This is a genomic window from Rothia sp. HMSC065D02 (assembly GCF_001815285.1).
Classification (GTDB): domain Bacteria; phylum Actinomycetota; class Actinomycetes; order Actinomycetales; family Micrococcaceae; genus Rothia; species Rothia dentocariosa.
The window spans coordinates 629,123-649,616 of record NZ_KV820092.1; the positions used below are offsets into that span (position 1 = coordinate 629,123).

At 50.0% G+C, this 20,494-nt stretch carries 15 protein-coding genes; 7 read left to right on the plus strand and 8 right to left on the minus strand.

Features of this window, described 5'->3' with window-relative positions; genetic code table 11:
• Positions 1-9: 9 nt before the first annotated feature.
• Positions 10-594, minus strand: coding sequence for a hypothetical protein (locus HMPREF3016_RS10140; protein WP_070742078.1), 585 nt, complete (start codon positions 592-594; stop codon positions 10-12).
• A gap of 365 nt (positions 595-959) precedes the next feature.
• On the opposite strand from HMPREF3016_RS10140, the gene HMPREF3016_RS10145 reads away from it, so the two are divergent.
• The 5 genes from HMPREF3016_RS10145 to HMPREF3016_RS10165 all read left to right on the plus strand — a co-directional run bounded on the left by HMPREF3016_RS10145 (position 960) and on the right by HMPREF3016_RS10165 (position 10,692).
• The gene (locus HMPREF3016_RS10145) at positions 960-3,566 is read left to right on the plus strand and encodes a DEAD/DEAH box helicase (protein ID WP_070535128.1); all 2,607 of its coding nucleotides are present in this window, start codon (positions 960-962) and stop codon (positions 3,564-3,566) included.
• A gap of 689 nt (positions 3,567-4,255) precedes the next feature.
• Positions 4,256-5,620 (plus strand): hypothetical protein, encoded by a 1,365-nt coding sequence (locus HMPREF3016_RS10150; protein WP_048754325.1) that lies wholly within the window; start codon positions 4,256-4,258, stop codon positions 5,618-5,620.
• 694 nt (positions 5,621-6,314) lie between these two features.
• Positions 6,315-7,655 (plus strand): hypothetical protein, encoded by a 1,341-nt coding sequence (locus HMPREF3016_RS10155; protein WP_238789068.1) that lies wholly within the window; start codon positions 6,315-6,317, stop codon positions 7,653-7,655.
• A gap of 154 nt (positions 7,656-7,809) precedes the next feature.
• Positions 7,810-9,126 (plus strand): hypothetical protein, encoded by a 1,317-nt coding sequence (locus HMPREF3016_RS10160; RefSeq protein ID WP_070741944.1) that lies wholly within the window; start codon positions 7,810-7,812, stop codon positions 9,124-9,126.
• Between the two features lie 114 nt (positions 9,127-9,240).
• On the plus strand, positions 9,241-10,692 hold the full coding sequence (locus HMPREF3016_RS10165) for an alpha/beta fold hydrolase (RefSeq protein WP_070523762.1): 1,452 nt from the start codon (positions 9,241-9,243) through the stop codon (positions 10,690-10,692).
• 76 nt (positions 10,693-10,768) lie between these two features.
• Here the strand turns inward: HMPREF3016_RS10165 and HMPREF3016_RS10170 are convergent, their stop codons facing one another.
• Positions 10,769-11,371 (minus strand): NAD(P)-dependent oxidoreductase, encoded by a 603-nt coding sequence (locus tag HMPREF3016_RS10170; protein ID WP_048752269.1) that lies wholly within the window; start codon positions 11,369-11,371, stop codon positions 10,769-10,771.
• A gap of 155 nt (positions 11,372-11,526) precedes the next feature.
• Between HMPREF3016_RS10170 and HMPREF3016_RS10175 the strand changes: the two genes are divergently transcribed.
• Positions 11,527-11,925, plus strand: coding sequence for a winged helix-turn-helix transcriptional regulator (locus HMPREF3016_RS10175; protein ID WP_048752271.1), 399 nt, complete (start codon positions 11,527-11,529; stop codon positions 11,923-11,925).
• A 21-nt stretch (positions 11,926-11,946) separates the two neighbouring features.
• Here the strand turns inward: HMPREF3016_RS10175 and HMPREF3016_RS10180 are convergent, their stop codons facing one another.
• The 5 genes from HMPREF3016_RS10180 to HMPREF3016_RS10880 form a co-directional block, all read right to left on the minus strand.
• Entirely contained in the window at positions 11,947-12,642 is a 696-nt protein-coding gene (locus HMPREF3016_RS10180) for a hypothetical protein (RefSeq protein WP_048752307.1), read from the minus strand.
• Positions 12,643-12,796: 154 nt separating this feature from the next.
• Positions 12,797-13,480: a hypothetical protein gene (locus tag HMPREF3016_RS10875; protein WP_004004577.1), complete on the minus strand. Its 684-nt coding sequence runs from the start codon at positions 13,478-13,480 to the stop codon at positions 12,797-12,799.
• 209 nt (positions 13,481-13,689) lie between these two features.
• Positions 13,690-15,858 carry an excinuclease ABC subunit UvrB gene (uvrB, locus tag HMPREF3016_RS10185; protein WP_070741947.1) on the minus strand — a complete coding sequence of 723 codons (2,169 nt, stop codon included), beginning with the start codon at positions 15,856-15,858 and terminating at the stop codon, positions 13,690-13,692.
• Positions 15,859-15,972: 114 nt separating this feature from the next.
• Positions 15,973-17,172, minus strand: coding sequence for a hypothetical protein (locus HMPREF3016_RS10190; protein ID WP_239664686.1), 1,200 nt, complete (start codon positions 17,170-17,172; stop codon positions 15,973-15,975).
• A 139-nt stretch (positions 17,173-17,311) separates the two neighbouring features.
• Positions 17,312-18,004 (minus strand): IMPACT family protein, encoded by a 693-nt coding sequence (locus HMPREF3016_RS10880; RefSeq protein ID WP_280927146.1) that lies wholly within the window; start codon positions 18,002-18,004, stop codon positions 17,312-17,314.
• Positions 18,005-18,037: 33 nt separating this feature from the next.
• Here HMPREF3016_RS10880 and coaE point away from each other — a divergent pair, with 33 nt between their 5' ends.
• Positions 18,038-18,658 (plus strand): dephospho-CoA kinase, encoded by a 621-nt coding sequence (gene coaE, locus HMPREF3016_RS10195; RefSeq protein WP_246828538.1) that lies wholly within the window; start codon positions 18,038-18,040, stop codon positions 18,656-18,658.
• Positions 18,659-18,773: 115 nt separating this feature from the next.
• Here the strand turns inward: coaE and rpsA are convergent, their stop codons facing one another.
• Positions 18,774-20,234, minus strand: a complete 1,461-nt coding sequence (gene rpsA, locus HMPREF3016_RS10200; RefSeq protein ID WP_004004572.1) for a 30S ribosomal protein S1 — start codon at positions 20,232-20,234, stop codon at positions 18,774-18,776.
• Positions 20,235-20,494 lie beyond the last annotated feature (260 nt).

Below are 20,494 nucleotides of genomic sequence, written 5' to 3' on the forward strand. Positions count from 1 at the left end.
TCTATACGTTCATGTACCGCGGTAGAGTACACTCTCTATTCCACGGTTCGATAGTTCTTGCGCAAGCGCCACAATTTTCTCCGGGGTGACATCGTGAATGTCCGATGAGGTTTCAAGAAGTATTCCCTGATACAGGGGATTTCCTAAGTCGCTGATTAGTTCGCATACTGCTGGTTCGCTGAAATAGGTTTTCCACCCTAGAGATGGTGTATACGCTTCTCTCTTCGGTACAGCACGTAACCAAGTGGTTGTCGTCCATGTGGCTAAGTGTGGTGACCAACAACAAATAATTGTTTTAAGCAGTTGGTGGCCGGCTTCAAGAGTGAGTTCTCCCTTTGAAGATTCTGGCACTTCGGGGTCTCGCCAAAATTTGATAAGGACAAAGTTTTTAAAATTCTTATTGTCGGTTTGTATTCCCACGCATCCTTGGACAATTATTGGGAGCGGCCCCAGATATTCAAGGTTAACGTAGTACCCAAATGAGGCGTCTGCGTCTGGAGTTTTCGTGCCCTCTAGCTGGCCCAATAGCAGATCGGTCAATCCAGGAATAGCGTTTTCAACATTAGCCCCTAACCGCTGAGGAGCTTCGCGCATGATACGCCAGTGTCCGCCCGGGTACAGTGACTCAAGCGAGGTCATAAAATGGTGAAGTTCTGACACACAATCATCAAGAGTATTTTTCCTTGCGGTCGCCCAGTATCCCGCTATTTGTGTGTCCTTTAAGGATATTCTCATGCTGTATTGCGTACTCCTTATCAGAAGGGAAACTAACCGCACTTCGCTATACGCAAGTCTAACAGTCAGAGGGGTTTCTGCTAGCGTAAAAAATGACCACAACCTAAGTTTCCTGCGGCATGTATATCCTGCGCAACGCAATAGTTACCCAATATTGTGCGCATCGCTGATTTTGACGGATTCTGCTAATTCTCTGCCTCTAGGCTCGGTAAAATTGAAGCACCATGAGCATTCTTGAATACCTTTCCCCCAAACTCGCGGAGAATCCCGGCGATTATAACCGGCGTGACTATACTGGCAATCCGCTCACCCCGGATGAAATCTATGAGGCGTTCACCGGGTGGATCTCCAGCCGAGGCATGACGCTTTACCCAGCCCAAGATGAAGCTGTCTTGGAAATTGCGGCGGGGCATAATGTGGTGCTGGCTACCCCCACCGGGTCGGGTAAATCTACAGTGGCGGTGGCGGCGCATTTTACCGGTTTGGCGACTGGGCAGCGTTCTTACTACACCGCACCCATCAAAGCGCTTGTTTCCGAGAAGTTCTTTGATCTTATCGAGATTTTTGGTGCCGAAAATGTCGGTATGATTACCGGGGATTCGGCTATTAACGCGGATGCCCCCATTATCTGTTGTACCGCCGAGATCCTGGCGAATATTACTCTGCGCGAGGGTAAGTCTGCGGATGTCTGCCAGGTTATTATGGATGAGTTCCATTTCTACTCCGATCCGCAACGCGGCTGGGCATGGCAGCTGCCGCTTTTGGAGCTTCCGCAGGCGCAATTCTTGCTCATGAGCGCGACCCTAGGCGACACCACGCGCTTCCAGGAAGAGATGACGACGCTCACCGGCCGCGAAAGCGTGCTGGTTGCCAGTAGTGAACGTCCAATTCCGCTTCATTTCTACTACTCAACCGACCCCATTCAGGAAACGGTTCAGGAGCTTGTGCAGACTAAGCAAGCCCCTGTCTATATTGTTCATTTCTCACAGAAGGCCGCCCTGGAACAGGCAAACGCGCTGCTGCCAGTAGCTATTGCTTCGAAGGAAGAGAAAGAGCGGATCGCGCAGCTTATTGCGAAGTTCAGGTTTGGTCCGGGTTTCGGCAAGGCGCTGAATAAACTGGTGCGGGCTGGTATCGGTATTCACCATGCGGGAATGCTCCCTAAATATCGTCGCCTTGTGGAGAGGCTTGCGCAGGCTGGGTTGTTAAAGGTGATTTGCGGTACCGATACTTTGGGCGTGGGCATTAACGTGCCTATTCGCACCGTACTTATCACGGCCCTGTCGAAGTTTGATGGGTCGAAGAATCGCCGTCTGCGCGCACGTGAATTTCACCAAATCGCGGGACGTGCCGGTCGAGCTGGTTTTGATACCGCTGGTACCGTAGTGGTGCAGGCGCCCGAACACGATATAGAAAATGCGCGTCTACTGGCCAAAGCACAGGCGAAGTTCGGTGACGATACAAAGAAGATTAATCAGTCACTGTCGTCTAAACGCAAGAAAGCGCCGGAAGGTTTTGTGGGTTGGTCAGAGAAGACCTTCGATCAGCTGGTCGCGGCAGAGCCTGAGCCGTTGACCTCTTCGTTCGATATTACCCACTCAATGCTTTTGAACCTGATGCAGCGCCCTCAGAACCCGGTGGTCGCAGCCTATCGCATTCTTCAGGAGAATCACGAGCCTCCGCAGCGTCGCCGGGAACTTTTGCGTAAAGCCGTTAGTATTTATAAGGAACTACTGACCGGCGGGGTTATTGAGCGCGCAGATACCCCGGATGAGCATGGCTCATACCTGCGGCTTACCGAAGATTTACAGGATAACTTTGCTTTAAATCAGCCGCTTTCTGCATTCGCGGTGGCAGCCATTGAACTTTTGGATCCTGATTCTCCCAACTATGCTTTAGATGTTCTTTCGCTGATTGAGGCAACTTTGGAACCGCCTCACCTGGTGCTATATGCACAGGAGCGTAAGGTTAAGAACGAGCTTTCAGCGCAGCTGAAGGCAGACGGTGTGGAGTATAACGAGCGTATGTATGAGCTCGATCAGGTAACCTACCCTCAGCCTCTCACTGAGTTAATCGAGCAGGCATACACTACGTATCAGCAGTCGGCACCCTGGGTGGCACGCTTTGAGCCGCATCCAAAATCTGTGGTGCGTGATATGTACGAGCGCGCTATGGGCTTCAACGACTTTGTGCAGTACTATGCGTTAGAACGTGGTGAGGGCGTGCTGTTACGTTACCTTTCAGATGCGTATAAGGCGCTGCGGCAAACGGTACCCGAGTCGGCCGTCAACGATGATCTTGCGGAGATTATCGAGTGGCTGGGTGAACTAGTGCGCCAAACCGACTCATCGCTGGTGGACGAGTGGGAGAAACTTGCCGCTGGCGAGGACGCTGCATCCTTGGCAGCCGATCGTGCCGCCGCCGAGATTAAGGATGATACTCCCCCAGCCGTCACGAAGAATGTACGCGCGTTCCGGGTGATGATACGCAATGCTCTCTTCCGCCGTGTGGAGCTTTTCGCCGATGAGCGAGAGAACATACTTGGGGAACTAGATGAGGCCTCAGGATGGGATGCTGACGCTTGGGCGGATGCGATGGATGACTATTTTGATGCCTACGACGATATCTATACGGATGCTGAGGCTCGCTCCCCTAAGCTCGTTCAAATTGACGATGATGTGCGGGAACATCCTGGCGTATGGAAAGTACAGCAGACCTTTGCTGATCCTGAGGACAACTTCGACTGGGGTATTCGGGCGGAGGTAACTCTTGCTGCCTCCGATGATGCTGGTTACCCAGTTCTGAAGATCCTAAGTGTGGGTGAATTCTAAAATATGTGCGATCAGCTGCGTACTTTCAATGCATTGTTTAAACATTTCATAATCCAATAAAACGATTCCAGTGCTAATAGAGTTCGCATAGCCTTAAACTATCGAGAGTAGGATTGCCCCCCCCCCCGCGTCTATAAAATTATCCTCTTCCACATCATTTTGCGCCGTCATACATTGCAAATAGCTTGCGTAGTTTGATGTACTTATAGTCCACATACCGCGTTTATCGAACACGCTCATTTTCCAAATATGAAGAATAGTTTCTTTACTTAGAAAAATATGTCACAAATCACAAATTTCCGCCAAAGTGCCTAAATTTCTAGAATATTTAGTATCTTACATCACAAAAACTTCTATAAATCTTAAATTTTTTGTGATCTGAAACAAATTTTATGGAAGTGCACTACCAAAATCTCTCTGCATTTCCGACCACTACAATCTTCAACCACGTAAACTATAGATACAGTTACGATTCAAAACACACAGATAACAAGAATCTAACCTTAATATCAGCATATATTCTGCCAAGTATATACTTATACCTGACATATATTGTTGATTACAGATTAAGGTTCGCCTATGTAATTCTTTGCGTCTGTTGTGCTCAGTAACGCATCCCGGAATTTGCTCTGATAGGCAAACAGGGAAAGACAGTATCACTACATCTCAGACATTTAGGATTATCATACGTGGCAAGCTCAATTTCTAGACGTCGTGTTATTCAGGGCACCACATGGGCAACCCCCATTGTTATCGCCAGCTCCGCCGTTCCTGTATACGCATCATCCCGCGAAAAATGCGTTCCCGACATTTCTGTCCCGGTTAACCAGAACCTCACTAATGATGGGTCATCTACCCTAGAAGCTTTCACCATTCCTGCTGGTGTTGAAACCGTTACTTTCCGCATTACTGGCGGTGTGGGCGGCTCTTACCGCGGTCTTGCAATGCATGGTTCCGGCGGCCGAGGCGCACTCATTACTGGGACTCTTGCGGTCAAGGAGAATGACGTTCTCAAGTTTGTTCTTGCTGGGGGCGGCGCCTATAACCGCGATAAGCCAACGGAACCAGGTAAGGGCTGGGCTAACGGCGGTTCACACGGACCATCCTACAAAACGACCGACGCACGCACCGTTAAATTCTTTGAAGGCCCCAACACTGCCGAGGAATACTACGGCCCTACGGGCGGTGGCGCATCTGCGGTATTCCTCAATGACAAACTCATTGCCGTCGCCGGTGGAGGTGGCGGAGCGGGAACTAGGTTCTACTCCTACACCGTATGGAACGATATGCAGTCCGGCCCCCAGCCCAAAGAGTTTCTCCCTCTCGTTCTTGAAACAACCGAAGCTGCCCAAGGCGGCAGCGGCGGCGCTGGAAACGGCGCAAATGGCAGCTCATTCTCTGAGATCTACAAGTTCTTCCCTGGTCCCAGCATAAGAGCAAACGGTGGTTTTGCGGGAGAGAATGGTAAGGGTGGTGCTGGCGCAGCAACAGGTGGTCTGCGCAATATGGATTCCAATGCTTCCATTGTTTTTGCAACTAACGATGAAAACGACGTATTTTACGAGGATGTAGCTGGCAAATCGGGTGAAGACGCTACCCTTGACAGAAATAGCCTCGGCAATAACGGCGGCACAGGTGGTGGCAGCGTAGTTGGTCGCGCCTTTGTCGATAACCGTCAGTTTACCCACAAATATCTGCACCAGGGCGCGCTTGTGCACTCCTCAACCGGTGGCGGGGGTTACGGCGGGGGCGGCTCTGGCTCCGTAACAACCGCAGGTGCTTATGCTTCTGATCAGCGCTGGGTTAAATACGACCGAGGCGGCTGGGCTCCTGTTGGTGCTGCCGCTGTGTCTGGCGGCGCGGGTGCGGGCGGTTCATACCTAACCCATGACGATGCTCTCCTTGAAGGGCAGATCCTACCGGATCTGGCCACCCGTCCGGCTACTGCTTTGAGCCGTATTAACGCAGTAGCAGAACTTTCTTGGTGCCGCCTCCCCAACAACGAGGACCCCAAGAAAGAAAACTCGGATAATAAAGACAATAAAGGTGAGTAAGTAAAGACAACGCCGAATAGCATATGATGATGCTTACGCGTTACGGTGCTCTCTAGAGATAAGGCTTTGCATGTGTAGAATTTTGACCATGCAAAGCCTTATCTCATATACCCCAAATAAGTAAAACTTTACATCAATACTATTTCGAATCTGACTTCATGCGTGTATCGCAAGCCATAAATTTTATCAAAAATAACTTTACTAATAAATCATTTCTAGATGCTCCCTATATCAAAATCTCTTCTCATGCATTTCATCATGCTCCCTCATTCACTACATGACACATTCTTAATATTTTTACTCGATATCATTCCGTAAGAGGTTGAGAGATTTGTAAATATCACATCAATATTGACGTAAAATAGTGAATTTTATAATATTCTCAACTTTGGAAATACATTTCACAGAGAAAATACTCTATAATCCTTAAATAATCCATGCGCTTCAAATGATCGTACTATATCTATCCTCGAAAGACACCGCTACACAAAATAACTTAGGACTTTCTCATCTCCGCAGAGCAGTTTCATATCAGAGGTTTAACAGCTCTGGCTGATAAATCTGCAGAGATACCAAGGATAATGACACCTATCGCCTACTAATGACAGTGGTGATAATGCCATCATTCGATAGTGCGTCAAAAATAGCGCTAAGATTTTCATATCACTCACATATCAAACACTGGAAGGACACAATGAAGCATTCCATATCTCGCCGCAACGTTGTGAAAGGTGCTGCGTGGGCTACTCCTATGGTCGTAGCAAGCGCTTCTGTACCAGCTTTCGCATCATCACTATGCACCCCAGGTATTACCCTGGATGTACCCACTAACACTACGACAAACGGTGATTCTGTAACCCACACCTTCACCGCTGGCAATATTGAAGTCATGACCTTCACCCTTTTGGGTGGAGCTGGTGGTACTTATCAAGGCAATGCCCGCGATGGCCACGGTGGTTCTGGTGCTCTTGTTACCGGAACCCTCGATCTTAACCCAACCGATGAGGTAACCTTCATCATTGCTGGCGGCGGAGGCCCATATAATAATACCCCGTCTACACCGGGTAAAGGCTGGGCTGACGGTGGCTCTCATAGTGAAGCGATCATGGATGAAAATGAGTACACGAAGCGGTACAAGGAGCATTCTAGCAAGAGCCTAATAAACGAGCTATATGGTCCTACTGGCGGCGGTGCATCAGCAATCCTCTTGAATGGTACTCCTATTGCTATTGCTGGCGGCGGCGGCGGTGCAGGGGCTCGCCAGATTTCGCGTACTTCTTGGAATAAGGAGTTTTACGGTCCGCAGCCTGAAAGCTTTAAAGGTCTCAAATTCAATACAGGCGATATGGCAAGCGGCGGTTCTGGCGGACGTGTGGGTGAACGCGGCGGCAGCTACCAAGAAACCTACTTGTTCTTCCCAGGACCTGCCCTCAACATGAACGGTGGTCTTGGCGGCGGTAATGGGCAGGGCGGAGCAGGTGCACCTGCAGGTTCTTTGTCTGATCCGAAGAGCAACAGCGCTATTTCCTTTGAGGGTTCACAAGAGCGCTACTTATTCAGCCAAAACGTTGCCGGTAACGCAGGTGCCGATGCTACCCTCACAAAAAATTCCCAAGGAAATAATGGAGGTCAAGGCGGTGCAGGCGTGGTTGGTATCGGTATGGCTATTACCTGGTACCGCACAAGTGATCTGAACCAGTGTTCCATTCTCCACGGCTCAACCGGCGGCGGTGGATACGGCGGCGGCGGTAGCGCGTCAGTGACTACTGCTGCCGGTTATGGCGCGGATCAATCCTACGCCTCTGTCACAGGTTGGGTTGATGGGAACTACATCGAGGGGGGATACTGGTCACCAGTTGGCTCAGCGGCGTTCTCCGGCGCAGGTGGCGGTGGAGGGTCCTACGTCGATACCTCTCGCGTCTATGACTCCAATATAACTACCGGCAGTAACATTGGTAAGCCCGGTATGCGTGTGAATGGCGCGGCAACCGCTGTTGTATGCCGTAATTTCACAGCAGACAAGAAGACCAAGTAAATAAAGTACGGTGCGAAATACTTGTACGTATTTCGCACCGTACTTCTTATCCCTCTAATGCGTTTAACCAGGGAGTTGCCCTATACGTGCGATTGCTCTATCTTCCCTACTGCACTTCGCAAATCTTTATTCAACTTCTCAAGGAGTTAATCCCATGAAAGCAAATTCCTCCCCTTTCTTATCTCGTCGAACTCTTGTACAGGGGTCGGCGTGGGCTGTCCCTCTCGTGACAGCAAGCGCTACCATTCCCGCTTACGCATCATCGGTGGAATGTGAATATGGCGGCTACGAACAGGCCTTTGCAAATACCTCAGCCGACGGTACGTCGCGTACATATACTGTAACGGTAGATAAGAAAACTAAGGCCTTCAAATTTTCTATTACCGGTGGCTCTGGAGGCTCGTACCAGGGGTCTGCCCAAGGTGGCATCGGGGGTGCGGGAGCCACAGTTTCTGGTGCTGTCAATGTCAATGAAGGTGACGTTATCACCTTCATTGTGGCCGGTGGAGGCGGCCCTTATGGTTCTACTGCTTCTACACCGGGACGCGGTTGGGCAGACGGTGGTTCCCATGTTGGTGCATATATTGGCACTAATAGTCAGGTACAAAGGTTTCAGGAGCATCCAGGCGGATTGATGGAGTTCTATGCGCCTACGGGCGGAGGCGCATCTGCGGTTCTTCTCAACGGTACTGTTATCGCTATCGCTGGCGGTGGCGGTGCAGGAGGCGGTCGCCAGACGCTTTATACGGACTGGCGAGAAGATAGCCTTGGACCTCGCCCAGCAGACTTTAAATCCCTTTATTTCACTCCGGGTACCGTCGCTAATGGTGGTACGGGAGGTTCTGGCGACACGAACGGCGGTAGTTATGAAGAAATATACCACTATTTTCCAGGTCTCGGACTCAAAATGAATGGTGGACTTGGTGGCCGTGACGGGCGCGGAGGTGCTGGCGGCGCTGTTGGCGGTACCGTTAATACACGGAACATCACTTCGGTTTCCTATGAGAATAATGCCGAGCATTCCACAATAAACCAGTACCTTGCGGGTAGCATGGGAGATGATGCACGTCTAACGGGTAATGGTTCCAACGGTGGTACTGGGGGTTCCGGTGTCGTCGGTATCGGCATGGTGAACACGACGAATTCATCCGATGAAGAAGTTAACCAATGTTCTATTCTCCACGGCGCAACCGGTGGTGGGGGTTATGGAGGCGGTGGTTCAGGTTCGGTAACTACATCGGGCGGCTACATCACCGATCAGAGCTGGACTCGTGAAACATATGGACCGTGGACTACCCGTACATGGTCTCCTGTGGGTGCCTCTGCTTTTTCGGGCGGCGGCGGCGCAGGCGGTTCATATGTAGATAGCTCGCAAGTCTATAACTCTAATATTTCTTCAGGCACGACCCCGGGTTCCCCAGGTCGTCGTGTTAATGGAACCGCTGAGTCTTCGCTGTGCAAGCTTTCCTAACACATTAAGTACGCACATGTAAGCGAATCTGACTTCTTGCACTACCATAAAATTATCGCGCTCTGCCTTAAGAGGTGGGGCGCGATAGACTATACACATGATGAGTTTATAGGTATGAAAGAAGGTTCACCGTTGACCATTTCTGCACTTCCTCAAGTTGAATACCGCCAAGGCACTGTCGTCAAACATGATGGATACGAAATTATCGACCATTGGTTTCAGGTTCCGCTCACTCACGGCCTGATTTTTTCCAAAGGGCGTGATGCCGCGCTATCTTCACGTTTTGCAGATCAAAGCATCAAAATTTTTGCTCGTGAAGTCATCAATACAAGCGAGACTCTGACTCTTCCCGTCGAGAAGCGTCCCTATATCGTCTATCTACAGGGCGGTCCTGGGTTTGGTTCCCCTAAGACCGGTTCCATCGGTGGGTGGATAGCCGAGCTGGCTAAAACTCACCGCGTTATCCTGCTGGATCAGCGTGGTACCGGTATGTCTTCTCCCCTATCCGCACGCAACATTACAGCGGTGGGTGACCCCCAGATTCAGGCCGAATATGTTGAGCTTTTCCGGGCAGACTCCATCATCGCAGATGCGGAAGCTATACGCGAGGTCTTGCTCGCCAGCCGTAAGGACAAGCGGTGGTCAACCATCGGTCAGTCCTTCGGCGGATTCTTGACTCTGTCTTACCTGTCCTTCGCCCCACAATCACTGCGTGATTCGAGGATTACTGCGGGTTTGGCACCAATTCGCACCACAGTAGACAACGTGTACCAGCATACCTTCGATCGTATGGCTGAGCGCAACAAGGAATACTATGAGTGGTTCCCCGAGGATGCAGCTCTCGCTACTCGCATCGCAGAACATCTGCGCACCCACGAAGAGTACCTTCCCACGGGTGAGCGTCTGACCGATCACCGTTTTCAGATGGCTGGTCACTATTTAGGTGGGCGCTGGCGCGAGCGCGGTCTGCACTACTTCTTAGAAACTGCTTTCGCTGAAGGAGACGATCGCCTCTCAGATCAGTTCCTCTCATCTATGAGCAGCGAAGTTTCTTTCCTGGCAAATCCTCTCTATGCCCTTATGCATGAGACGATCTATGCAGATGGTCCCGCTGACGGTACCTTGCCAGGCATTGCGGGTTATGAGCTCTCACCTTCGCCCGCCCCCACTAATTGGGCAGCGGCACGGGTAGCTGCACAGCGCCCCGAGTTTTCTCCTGAAGCCGATACTCTCTTCTTCACGGGCGAGCATATTTTCCCGTGGTACTACGAAGAAGATCCTGCACTGCGCCCTCTGGCAGATGTTGCGCAGATTCTTGCGGAGAAGAAAGACTGGGGACGACTCTACGATCATGAACAGTTGCATCGGAATGAGGTTCCGGTAGTTGCCGCAGCTTACAACCCAGATATTTATGTGGATTTTGAGAACTCAATGGAAACAGCCCGCTGGGTTGGTAATACCCAGGTATGGACCTCGAAAACTCATCATCATGATGGTTTTGGTTCCGATCCACTTACTATTTTGGGCCATTTGAAGAATATGCTAGCAGAGGTTCATAATCAGTAAATTCTTCGTGAACACTAAAATCCGGTACAGCTTCGTAAGAAGCTGTACCGGATTTTAGTATTTCCAACCCTATATTTTAGTGAGCAACGGTAAAGCGAACACCGGGATGTTTTGGGGTTTCCGCTTCATCAAGTAGAGCAACAGCAAAATCTTCAGCACTAATCTCAGTACCAGCAGGAGTGTCAAGCGATACATTGTATTTGCCGGTGCGCTCACCGGGACGGATAAGAGGTGCGGGGGAAAGCAACGTCCAAGCTAGCCCGTCGGATGCTCGGTATTCTTCAAGGATCTGGCAGAAAGCTTTGGCTTCATTTTTGTATGCCTCGGGGAACCCAGCGGTATCAACGAGACGCACGCCATTTTCGTCCATGAGGGAACCGGCACCACCTACAATCAGTAGACGGCCAGCAGGCTTGGCTGCAATTAGCGCCTTATGAGCGTTGATAACCGGATCTGCAGAAGTACCGCGACCGGCAGAAACAGCAATAATGGTAACGTCGTGACCGTTAACGATTGAGACAAGTTCGTCGGTGTTAGCTAGATCAACGATTTTGCTTTCTGCACCGGGTACAGCGTTACCAGAACGGCTGTATGCATCGACCTGATGCCCGCGCGCAACTGCCTCTGCCACAGTGCGCTCCCCGACCATACCGGTTGCCCCAATAACCGCGATGTTCATCTGTATATCCTTTCCTGTTTCCAAACACGCCAGCTCGGATTTTTGTCTTGTACTCCCCCAGCTTGCCGGGCTTCCGAGACAATAGTATCCTTTAGTAACCAGATACCTCAAGGTAACTATAGAAACTTTCTCAATTTTTGGACTGGAAAGTAGTTATGGCTGCAACTCTAACATCACGTAATGGAGCCCCCGCCAATATTCTGGCTAGCGCGTGTCCTTCACGTACTGTATTGCGACATCTTACGGACCGCTGGACTCCTATGATTGTTGCTGTTCTTGCCGATCAGCCAAGTGCTCGTTTTGGGGAGATTAAGGATCATATCGAAGGGTTATCCCCCAAAGTTCTTACCCAGACTTTGCGCTCCATGGAGCGCGATGGCCTGCTCACCCGCGCGGTCACGGCTTCTATGCCACCACGTGTAGATTATTCATTAACTCCGCTTGGTAATACACTTATTGCCCCGATGAATGCTTTACGCCAGTGGGCAGAAACTAATATGGATGCAGTTCTCGCCGCCCGCGAACGTTACGATCAGAACGTTGTTGCCTCATAGTTTTCCCTAGGCAGGAAGCATCTACCCCGCAAATTCAAAGCAGGGTGAGGTAATTCCGATTGCTCGGGCTACGACTTTATCGCGCCGTTTTTCTTCCGCGGCAACAGTAATAACAGTTTCGAGGCGGTAAAGCCCTTCCTGAGCAGTTACATAAACCTCATGCGCAGACACCTGCCCGCCAAGAGGAACAGAGGTTGATTTGTTAGTGTTCTGCCTCGGCTTTGTCGTATAGGTATGCCCACTGTTACGCACCTGGACCCCATCAGGGTCATAGAGGTAAACATCTAACTTGACGTCACCTTTGCCTTTACGCCTACCATGGTCTGCATCATGTGCCGCTACAGAGTATTTAAAAGAATACCGACATCCTGGTCGTAGCTGAGCTTCTGAATCGTAGCCAGCACGGTATGCAGTGCGCAAAACAATACTCGCTTTTTCATTGCCTACTGCGGTGCTTTCCGACATCCAGTATTCCTGCCCACCAATAATTTTTATCCCATTCGAGGCAGGCGATATCAGTTCCCCGGATGCAGGATTGGAGATAGACCACCGCTCCAGCTGGGCAAAACTGGGCCCAGGTACATCTTCACAGCCGGAAGCTGCAAAAGCTGGTACTGTCGCTGCTGACAGCACTGCAGGTACCGCCCAGGCTATACCTTTAGTAACAGTGCGGCGACTTGCCCTGTAATCGCAGCTCTGCGACGCACCGGTTCGCACAGGTATTGTTCCTTCTTTCAAGTTTTGATGACCACCTAAACCCTTATGGAACAAGAACAAATCCAGAGTGTAGGCATACATGTAAATCTATGCATATGCACTACGACATTATTATCTTTCTGTGCATGTACAAGGTTATGCAAAATAATCTACTTTACATTGGCTCAAAAATTGGCACAGTAAAGCCAAGACCACGATTCTGGACTCGACGAGACTCCAGGCCCTCGGCAGGAACGTCAAATACAGCCTCAAACCTATAGACTCCAGGAATTGCTTTGAGAGTCCATTCTTGTGCCTGTATATCTTCACCTAAGGGAACTGAAATAAACCCCCCAGGTTGTCCAGCGGGGTCGGTGGTATATCGAAGAGTTTTCCCGTTAATAAGTTTTCCTCGAGGATCTCTCAGGGTAATAGTTACTTTAGGATTACCACGGTATTCTCCGGAAGCTGCTCGTGTTTCTATAGCCGTCATATAGATACGTACACGATACATACCACATTCAGTATTTAAAATACTGCTGTCATCAGCTCCTGATTCAAACCCCGCAGTAATCCTAATAGTAGCGGGTTCTTCGCCTAAAGCAGTTGTATTTGAAATCCAATATTCTTTTCCATGAAACGTGCTCGGACGATTAGATCCAGCGGACTTGAGTTTTCCTCTGTCTGGATTCTTAATGGCCCACGAACCCGCCTGGCGAAATCCAGGGGCGCTCTTAGGGTCACATCGGGATGCAGCAACTGCTGGAACCGCTGTAGAAGCGACCACTATCGGGGTAGCCCATGCGACGCCCTTAGCCACAGCACGTCGATTAATAGGTATTGACTTATTTCTGGGCAAAAGCTTCTCCTTGAATGCCTATGCATATCTTGTGAGTGAGTGTAATTGCTTCTCTGCTAACAAGTAATTATAACGCGCAAATTCCTATACATCTGTGAAGTGAAAATAACGCATATCTTCATCGAAGCAATATTCTAAATTTTAGGACAAAACACAATATCTCAACAAGTATAAGGTTGAACCTTTATATTTTCATTCTTAATAAGACATTACGCATGCCCAGCTTCTCGCATCTGCCGAAATTCTTTTTTGAGATCGGTAAGTTCATCACGTAAACGTGCCGCTAACTCAAACTGCAGGTTTTCTGCAGCCAGACGCATCTGCTCACTCAATTGTTCGATAAGTTCCAACAGATCCTCAGCAGGCTCAGCTGCGAGACCATCGGCGCGAACACGGTCTTGAGCTTTGGCAAGAAGAGCATCCGACTCTGGGGTACTTGCTGCGATCTTCGAAGAAGTACTTGACCCTGTCTTCGCTCCGGCTTCAACTGTTCGAGAACCTTTCTTACCGCTCTTGCGTAATTGCAAAAGCTCATGGGTGTCTTCCTCTTCGCGAGCGAGAACATCTGTAATATCCGCAATTTTCTTCCTCAGAGGCTGCGGATCTATGCCATGCTCCCGGTTATACGCCTGCTGAATCTCTCGACGACGGTTCGTCTCGTCAATAGCAGTACGCATTGAATCGGTGACAGTATCTGCATACATATGTACCTGCCCCGAGACGTTACGCGCTGCACGACCAATCGTCTGGATGAGCGAGGTCGTCGAACGTAAGAATCCTTCTTTATCAGCGTCCAAAATAGCCACCAGTGAAACCTCAGGAAGGTCCAGTCCCTCACGAAGCAGATTAATACCTACCAGAACATCAAAAGTGCCCATGCGAAGCTCACGTAACAGCTCTACGCGTTTGAGAGTATCTACATCGGAGTGCAAATATTGCACACGTACTCCATGCTGCACCAAATACTCGGTCAAGTCTTCTGCCATACGTTTGGTTAGAGTCGTCACCAAAACACGCTCGTCGCGTTCAGTACGCTCTTGAATTTGTTCAAGAAGGTCGTCAATCTGCCCCTTCGTAGGCTTTACAATAATCTCTGGGTCCACCAGTCCTGTTGGACGAATAATCTGCTCAACATAACCATCAGCCTGCGAAAGCTCATACTTGCCGGGAGTAGCCGAAAGATAAATAGTTTGCCCTATGCGCTCTAAGAATTCATCCCATTTTAGAGGGCGGTTGTCCATGGCAGAAGGCAGACGGAACCCATGTTCCACGAGCGTACGTTTACGAGACATATCGCCCTCGTACATGGCGCCGATTTGAGGTACCGTCACGTGTGACTCGTCGATAATAAGCAGGAAATCATCGGGGAAATAGTCTAACAGACAATGCGGAGCCGAACCTGCTGAACGACCGTCGATATGGCGTGAATAGTTCTCAATACCACTGGTGAACCCCATCTGTTCCATCATCTCAAGGTCATAGGTGGTACGCATACGTAGCCGCTGTGCCTCCAGAAGCTTCCCCTGAGATTCTAGCGTTTGTAGACGTTCCTGGAGCTCGTCTTCGATGGAGGCAATAGCGCGAGCCATACGCTCAGGACCAGCAACATAGTGGCTCGCCGGGAAGACATACATCTCGTCTTCTTCTCGAATAACCTCACCCGTGAGCGGGTGCAGAGTATAGATAGCCTCAATTTCATCGCCGAAAAATTCAATACGAATAGCATGCTCTTCGTACATAGGGATGATTTCGACAGTATCTCCCCTCACCCGGAAGGTTCCACGGTGAAAATCCATGTCGTTGCGGGCGTACTGCATATTCACAAATTGGCGCAGCAGGTCATCACGATCTATCTCATCCCCGCGCTTAAGAGTGACCATCTGCTCCACATATTCTTCGGGCGTACCCAAACCGTAAATACACGAAACAGTCGAGACCACAACAACATCGCGGCGAGTCAAAAGGGAATTCGTAGCAGAGTGCCGCAGGCGTTCTACTTCTTCATTGATTGAGGAGTCTTTCTCAATAAAAGTATCCGTCTGCGGAACATAGGCCTCAGGCTGATAGTAGTCATAGTATGAGACGAAATACTCGACCGCGTTATTGGGCAAGAGTTCACGTAGTTCATTGGCTAACTGGGCAGCAAGAGTCTTATTCTGCACCATAACAAGCGTAGGGCGCTGCACAGATTCGACCACCCATGCCGCCGTAGCAGATTTACCGGTGCCGGTGGCACCCATCAGAACGATATCTTTTTCACCGTTCTCCACGCGCTCAGTAAGCTCAGCAATAGCCTTAGGCTGATCACCAGCTGGCTGATATGGACTGACAACTTCAAAAGGGGCTACGACTCGTTTAATCTCCGGGGCAAGACTCATACATCTATTCTAGTTGATGTATTCGAGAAATCAGAGGGTTTCACTCTAGGAAGATGCATGCCACCATCTAAGAAATTGATGGGTCTAATATTCCACACGATCCAAACTTGATACTTATTTAACTATAGCTCCCGATAGCTGCATGAAATCTCGTACTGTCATGGGCAGGTAGCCATTTAGCGCTCCCATGAGAGCAACGAGCGTATCGTCTTCGTCAGCTTTCATTGGAATGCCGACCGCAGGCATAGTAATTCGTTGCTTATAAAGATCGAGTACGGCACAAACCGTGCGCCCTGGAACATCCAGAACGTGAAAATTACCGCGATGTGCAACCGGGCGAATATTTTCATCCGGGGTAATAATCAAAGATCGCAGATCTGGCGCAACCCGAGAATCAAACCGTGGAGCGCCATTTTGCGACGGTGCATTACAGGTATCATCCTCATCAGTGCTCTGAGGAAAGCACTCACCTACAAGAGCCGTCACCACAATATACCGCGCTCCCATTTTCATGGCGCGGTGCACGTTAATTTCAGCGTATTCTTCAATACGGTATCCCAGCTCAAGCCCACATCGAATATCGTTCTCTGAATCTTCTACTTCTTCATCCCAGAAACATGAGAAGCAAGTATCTGGTGCACCCCGCTCTATGGTATGCACGCGTTGGTAGTCATCGTCGAGGAGCATAACAGATAGTTCATACCCGTCAGGAATTTCGCGTATACCTGTAGCACTCAGCGCCACAGCTTCATTGGAGTTTCCCAACGGAAAAGTTTCCCACAAACTGGGTATAAAGGGGTTAACTGCACCATCGAGCGCTGGATTACATGAGACCGGCTGGGGTTCGGCTTCCATAGGCTGGTAAAAATCTTGAGGCGGCATGGTCACAATTAGTCCACGCATCTTAGGTGCCAAACAGAGCTCTAGGGCTAGGAGTAGACGGGCAGCATGAGCACGAGTTATCACAGGAGCCTGGATGATATGCAGCATACGAGAATTATCTTGAGAGATTTTCTCCCCCACGCCGCGAGCTGCGTTGGAATACTGATTATAGAGGCGAACTAGGGTTCCTTGAGGAAGATTTTCGCCTACTTCTTGAAGAGTGACTGCAATACGTTCAATTTCAGAAGGAAAAGCACGGCAAATACGGTTAAGCTGTTGCGCAAAATCATGCGGCCGCTGCGTCAACACATTCAGGAGCGTATCTAGGTTACCCTGCGCATAAGCATTGAGAATCTGCTCAACAGTCGCAGGTTCAACATCGGGTTTAGACGTATGTGTGACGGAGCTATGCTGTTCAGAGTTAAAATGCACGGGAAAATTCTCAGCTTTCACTTGCGGTGTATGTGGCAGACAATGCTGCACCGTATTCAACGTACCACAATCAGCACCAAGATACTATGCCTAGCCTAGTTTAAAATTTAGGGTATGCTCTAAATCTAATATGGCTGGGCTAAAAACATGGAATATCTACCCACCGAGTATCACCCCATACGATATTTTCCTGACCAGAAGTTATTGCTATAACACGTTCCTGTGCCTCGTGCTTCTTCTGCTCCCGATCGAAAACACATAGAGAGATCTGGGCGCCGTCTACAAGATAATCCGTACCTAATACTTCAATTCCTGATGCCCGAATCTCATTCTCCACTCGCCCAGCCTCAGCCAGAGAAACTAAAACGGTGCCTACCCGCATCCGTTCCCGAGAATCAAAATGGGCGTTATCGAGAGTCTGCACCACCGCATCGGTATAGGCACGCACCAATCCGCCAGCGCCCAGTTTGATACCCCCAAAGTAACGAACAACAACGGCCACAAGATCAGAAAGGTCAGTACCGCCCTCATCAATGCGTGTCTGGCGTGCTAAAAGAGCTTGAAGCATTGGAATTCCTGCAGTACCGGCAGGTTCGCCATCGTCCGATGAACGTTGAATTTCACGGTCCGCTCCAAGAACAAAGGCCGAACACACATGGCGGGCATCGTGATAGCTCTTCCGAAGCGAATCTATGTAAGCACGTGCCTCATCTGTTGTGTATACGCGTTTAACATGACCAATAAATTCGCTACGCTTAATCTCAAGAAGACTCTCATAGGGTTCTATTCCATGCAATACTGTGTATCGTTGTGTGCGGGATTCTTGGAACATTTGAGTACTCACAACTACTATTCTAGGGGTTTCATGGACGTTACACAGTACCGTCGCTACGCTCTGACAGGCGGCATTGGAAGCGGTAAAAGCACAGTCGCGCGGATGTTCAGGGATCTAGGCGCCGTTATTATTGATGCAGATGCGATCTCGCGTGAACTCATGGAGCCTGGGCAGGAAGTCCTTGCTCGCACAGTCGACCTCTTCGGAGAGTCCGTCCTCAATGCAGACGGAACCCTTAATCGTGCTCGTTTAGCGGAACGTATCTTTGCCCATGACGCAGAACGAAAGAAACTCAACGCTATTGTGCATCCCAAAGTTCGTGCTCGCGCCTCTGAGATTGTTGACGATGCAGTAAACTCCCACAACTTTTCGGGCATTATCATTGATGATATTCCGCTCCTGGTTGAGACTCAACGCGCTGCAGAATTTGATGCTGTCATTGCGGTACAGACAGATCTCCCCATTCGTCTAGAGCGACTTAGCAAATATCGGAATATGCCTCATGCAGAAGCTCAAGCACGCATTTCTGCTCAAGCCACCGATCAGCAGCGTGCCGACATTGCTCGGTGGGTTATTACCAATAGTGGATCTCGTGAAGATACTCAAGCACAGGTTCAAAAGGTCTGGAACGAGCTATGTGCTGAGGTCTAAAACTGTACGCGAGAAAAGACGCACAATACTACACGAGGGTTCCCCAGGTTTGGGGAACCCTCGTGCGTGATATTTATACTCTAGAACTAGAGGCTACTCTATAAACGAATAAACCTTAGTTGCCAGTCAGCTTCTTACGCAGTTCTGCTAGAGCCTCGTCAGATGCGAGAGTACCAGCGGAAGACTTCTCATCGGAAGAGTAAGATGATGCGGGTGCTGGCTCAGCTGCGGCAACGGGAGCAGCAGCGGCTGCCTCTGCGTCAGCTTCAAGTGCTTTAGCAACCTGAACCTTGTGTGCCTCGAAACGAGCCTGTGCTTCTGCATACTGTGCTTCCCAAGCCTCGCGCTGTGCGTCAAAGCCTTCAAGCCATTCGTTAGCTTCGGGATCGAAGCCTTCGGGGTACTTGTAGTTGCCAGCTTCATCGTATTCAGCTGCCATACCGTACAGTGCGGGATCGAACTCAGTAGCGTTGGGATCAACGCCTTCGTTAGCCTGCTTGAGGGACAGGGAGATACGACGACGATCCATATCAATATCAATGATCTTGACGAAGAGCTCTTCGCCCACCGAAACAACCTGCTCTGCCAAATCAACATGGCGCACAGCAAGCTCAGAGATATGAACCAGACCCTCAATACCATCTTCAACACGAACAAACGCACCGAAGGGAACGAGCTTAGTAACCTTACCGGGTACGATCTGACCCAGAGCGTGAGTGCGAGCAAATGCCTGCCACGGGTCTTCCTGGGTAGCCTTCAAGGACAGCGAGACACGCTCACGATCCAGATCAACCTCAAGAACTTCAACGGTTACAGGCTGACCAACTTCGACAACCTCGGAGGGGTGGTCGATGTGCTTCCAGGAGAGTTCGGAAACGTGAACCAGACCGTCCACGCCACCCAAATCGACGAAGGCACCGAAGTTGACGATAGACGATACAACACCTTCGCGTACCTGGCCCTTTTCGAGCTGGTTGAGGAAAGTGGAGCGAACCTCGGACTGAGTCTGCTCAAGCCATGCACGGCGAGAGAGAACAACATTGTTGCGGTTCTTGTCAAGCTCGATGATCTTAGCTTCGAGCTGCTGACCGATGTAGGGTGCAAGATCGCGAACACGACGCATCTCAACGAGGGATGCGGGCAGGAAGCCTCGCAGACCAATGTCAAGGATAAGACCGCCCTTGACAACCTCAATAACGGTACCGGTGACGACGCCGTCGTTTTCCTTGATCTTTTCGATGTCGCCCCATGCACGCTCGTATTGTGCGCGCTTCTTGGAGAGGATCAGGCGACCTTCCTTGTCTTCCTTAGTCAGGACGAGAGCCTCGATTTCATCGCCAACTGCGACTACTTCACCGGGATCTACATCGTGCTTGATAGAAAGCTCGCGAGAGGGAATGACGCCTTCGGTCTTGTAACCGATGTCGAGCAGAACCTCGTCGTGATCAACCTTAACAACCTGACCGGAGACGAGATCGCCATCGTTGAAGTACTTGATGGTCTCGTCAACTGCCTTGAGGAATTCTTCCTCGTTGCCGATGTCGTTGATTGCGACCTGAGGGATGTTGGTGCTCATGTAGTTAGGGCTCCAATTGGATTAATAATAGGTCGACGTCTCCGGCAAGTTTGCGAGCGCTCACTTACTGTTTCCTACTCAAAGCACGAGAGGTGACGTCGAGTCTGACGGATACTTACCGCGCGTATCATCCGGAAGATGCGTAGGTACATGCCTCTGGTGCATAGGGATGCTGATACACGCGATTACTAGTGTACGTGTTTTTCGGGCGTGTCGTCAATGAACGACGCGCATCAATGCGGGTATTTCTTGCACTATTC

Bases quoted from the DNA above. Each gene is read 5' to 3' on its own strand.
- HMPREF3016_RS10140 (WP_070742078.1), bottom strand. From the start codon at position 594: ATGCGCGAAGCTCCTCAGCGGTTAGGGGCTAATGTTGAAAACGCTATT.
- HMPREF3016_RS10145 (WP_070535128.1), top strand. From the start codon at position 960: ATGAGCATTCTTGAATACCTTTCCCCCAAACTCGCGGAGAATCCCGGC.
- HMPREF3016_RS10155 (WP_238789068.1), top strand. From the start codon at position 6,315: ATGAAGCATTCCATATCTCGCCGCAACGTTGTGAAAGGTGCTGCGTGG.
- HMPREF3016_RS10160 (WP_070741944.1), top strand. From the start codon at position 7,810: ATGAAAGCAAATTCCTCCCCTTTCTTATCTCGTCGAACTCTTGTACAG.
- HMPREF3016_RS10165 (WP_070523762.1), top strand. From the start codon at position 9,241: ATGAAAGAAGGTTCACCGTTGACCATTTCTGCACTTCCTCAAGTTGAA.
- HMPREF3016_RS10170 (WP_048752269.1), bottom strand. From the start codon at position 11,371: ATGAACATCGCGGTTATTGGGGCAACCGGTATGGTCGGGGAGCGCACT.
- HMPREF3016_RS10175 (WP_048752271.1), top strand. From the start codon at position 11,527: ATGGCTGCAACTCTAACATCACGTAATGGAGCCCCCGCCAATATTCTG.
- uvrB (WP_070741947.1), bottom strand. From the start codon at position 15,858: ATGAGTCTTGCCCCGGAGATTAAACGAGTCGTAGCCCCTTTTGAAGTT.
- HMPREF3016_RS10880 (WP_280927146.1), bottom strand. From the start codon at position 18,004: ATGTTCCAAGAATCCCGCACACAACGATACACAGTATTGCATGGAATA.
- coaE (WP_246828538.1), top strand. From the start codon at position 18,038: ATGGACGTTACACAGTACCGTCGCTACGCTCTGACAGGCGGCATTGGA.
- rpsA (WP_004004572.1), bottom strand. From the start codon at position 20,234: ATGAGCACCAACATCCCTCAGGTCGCAATCAACGACATCGGCAACGAG.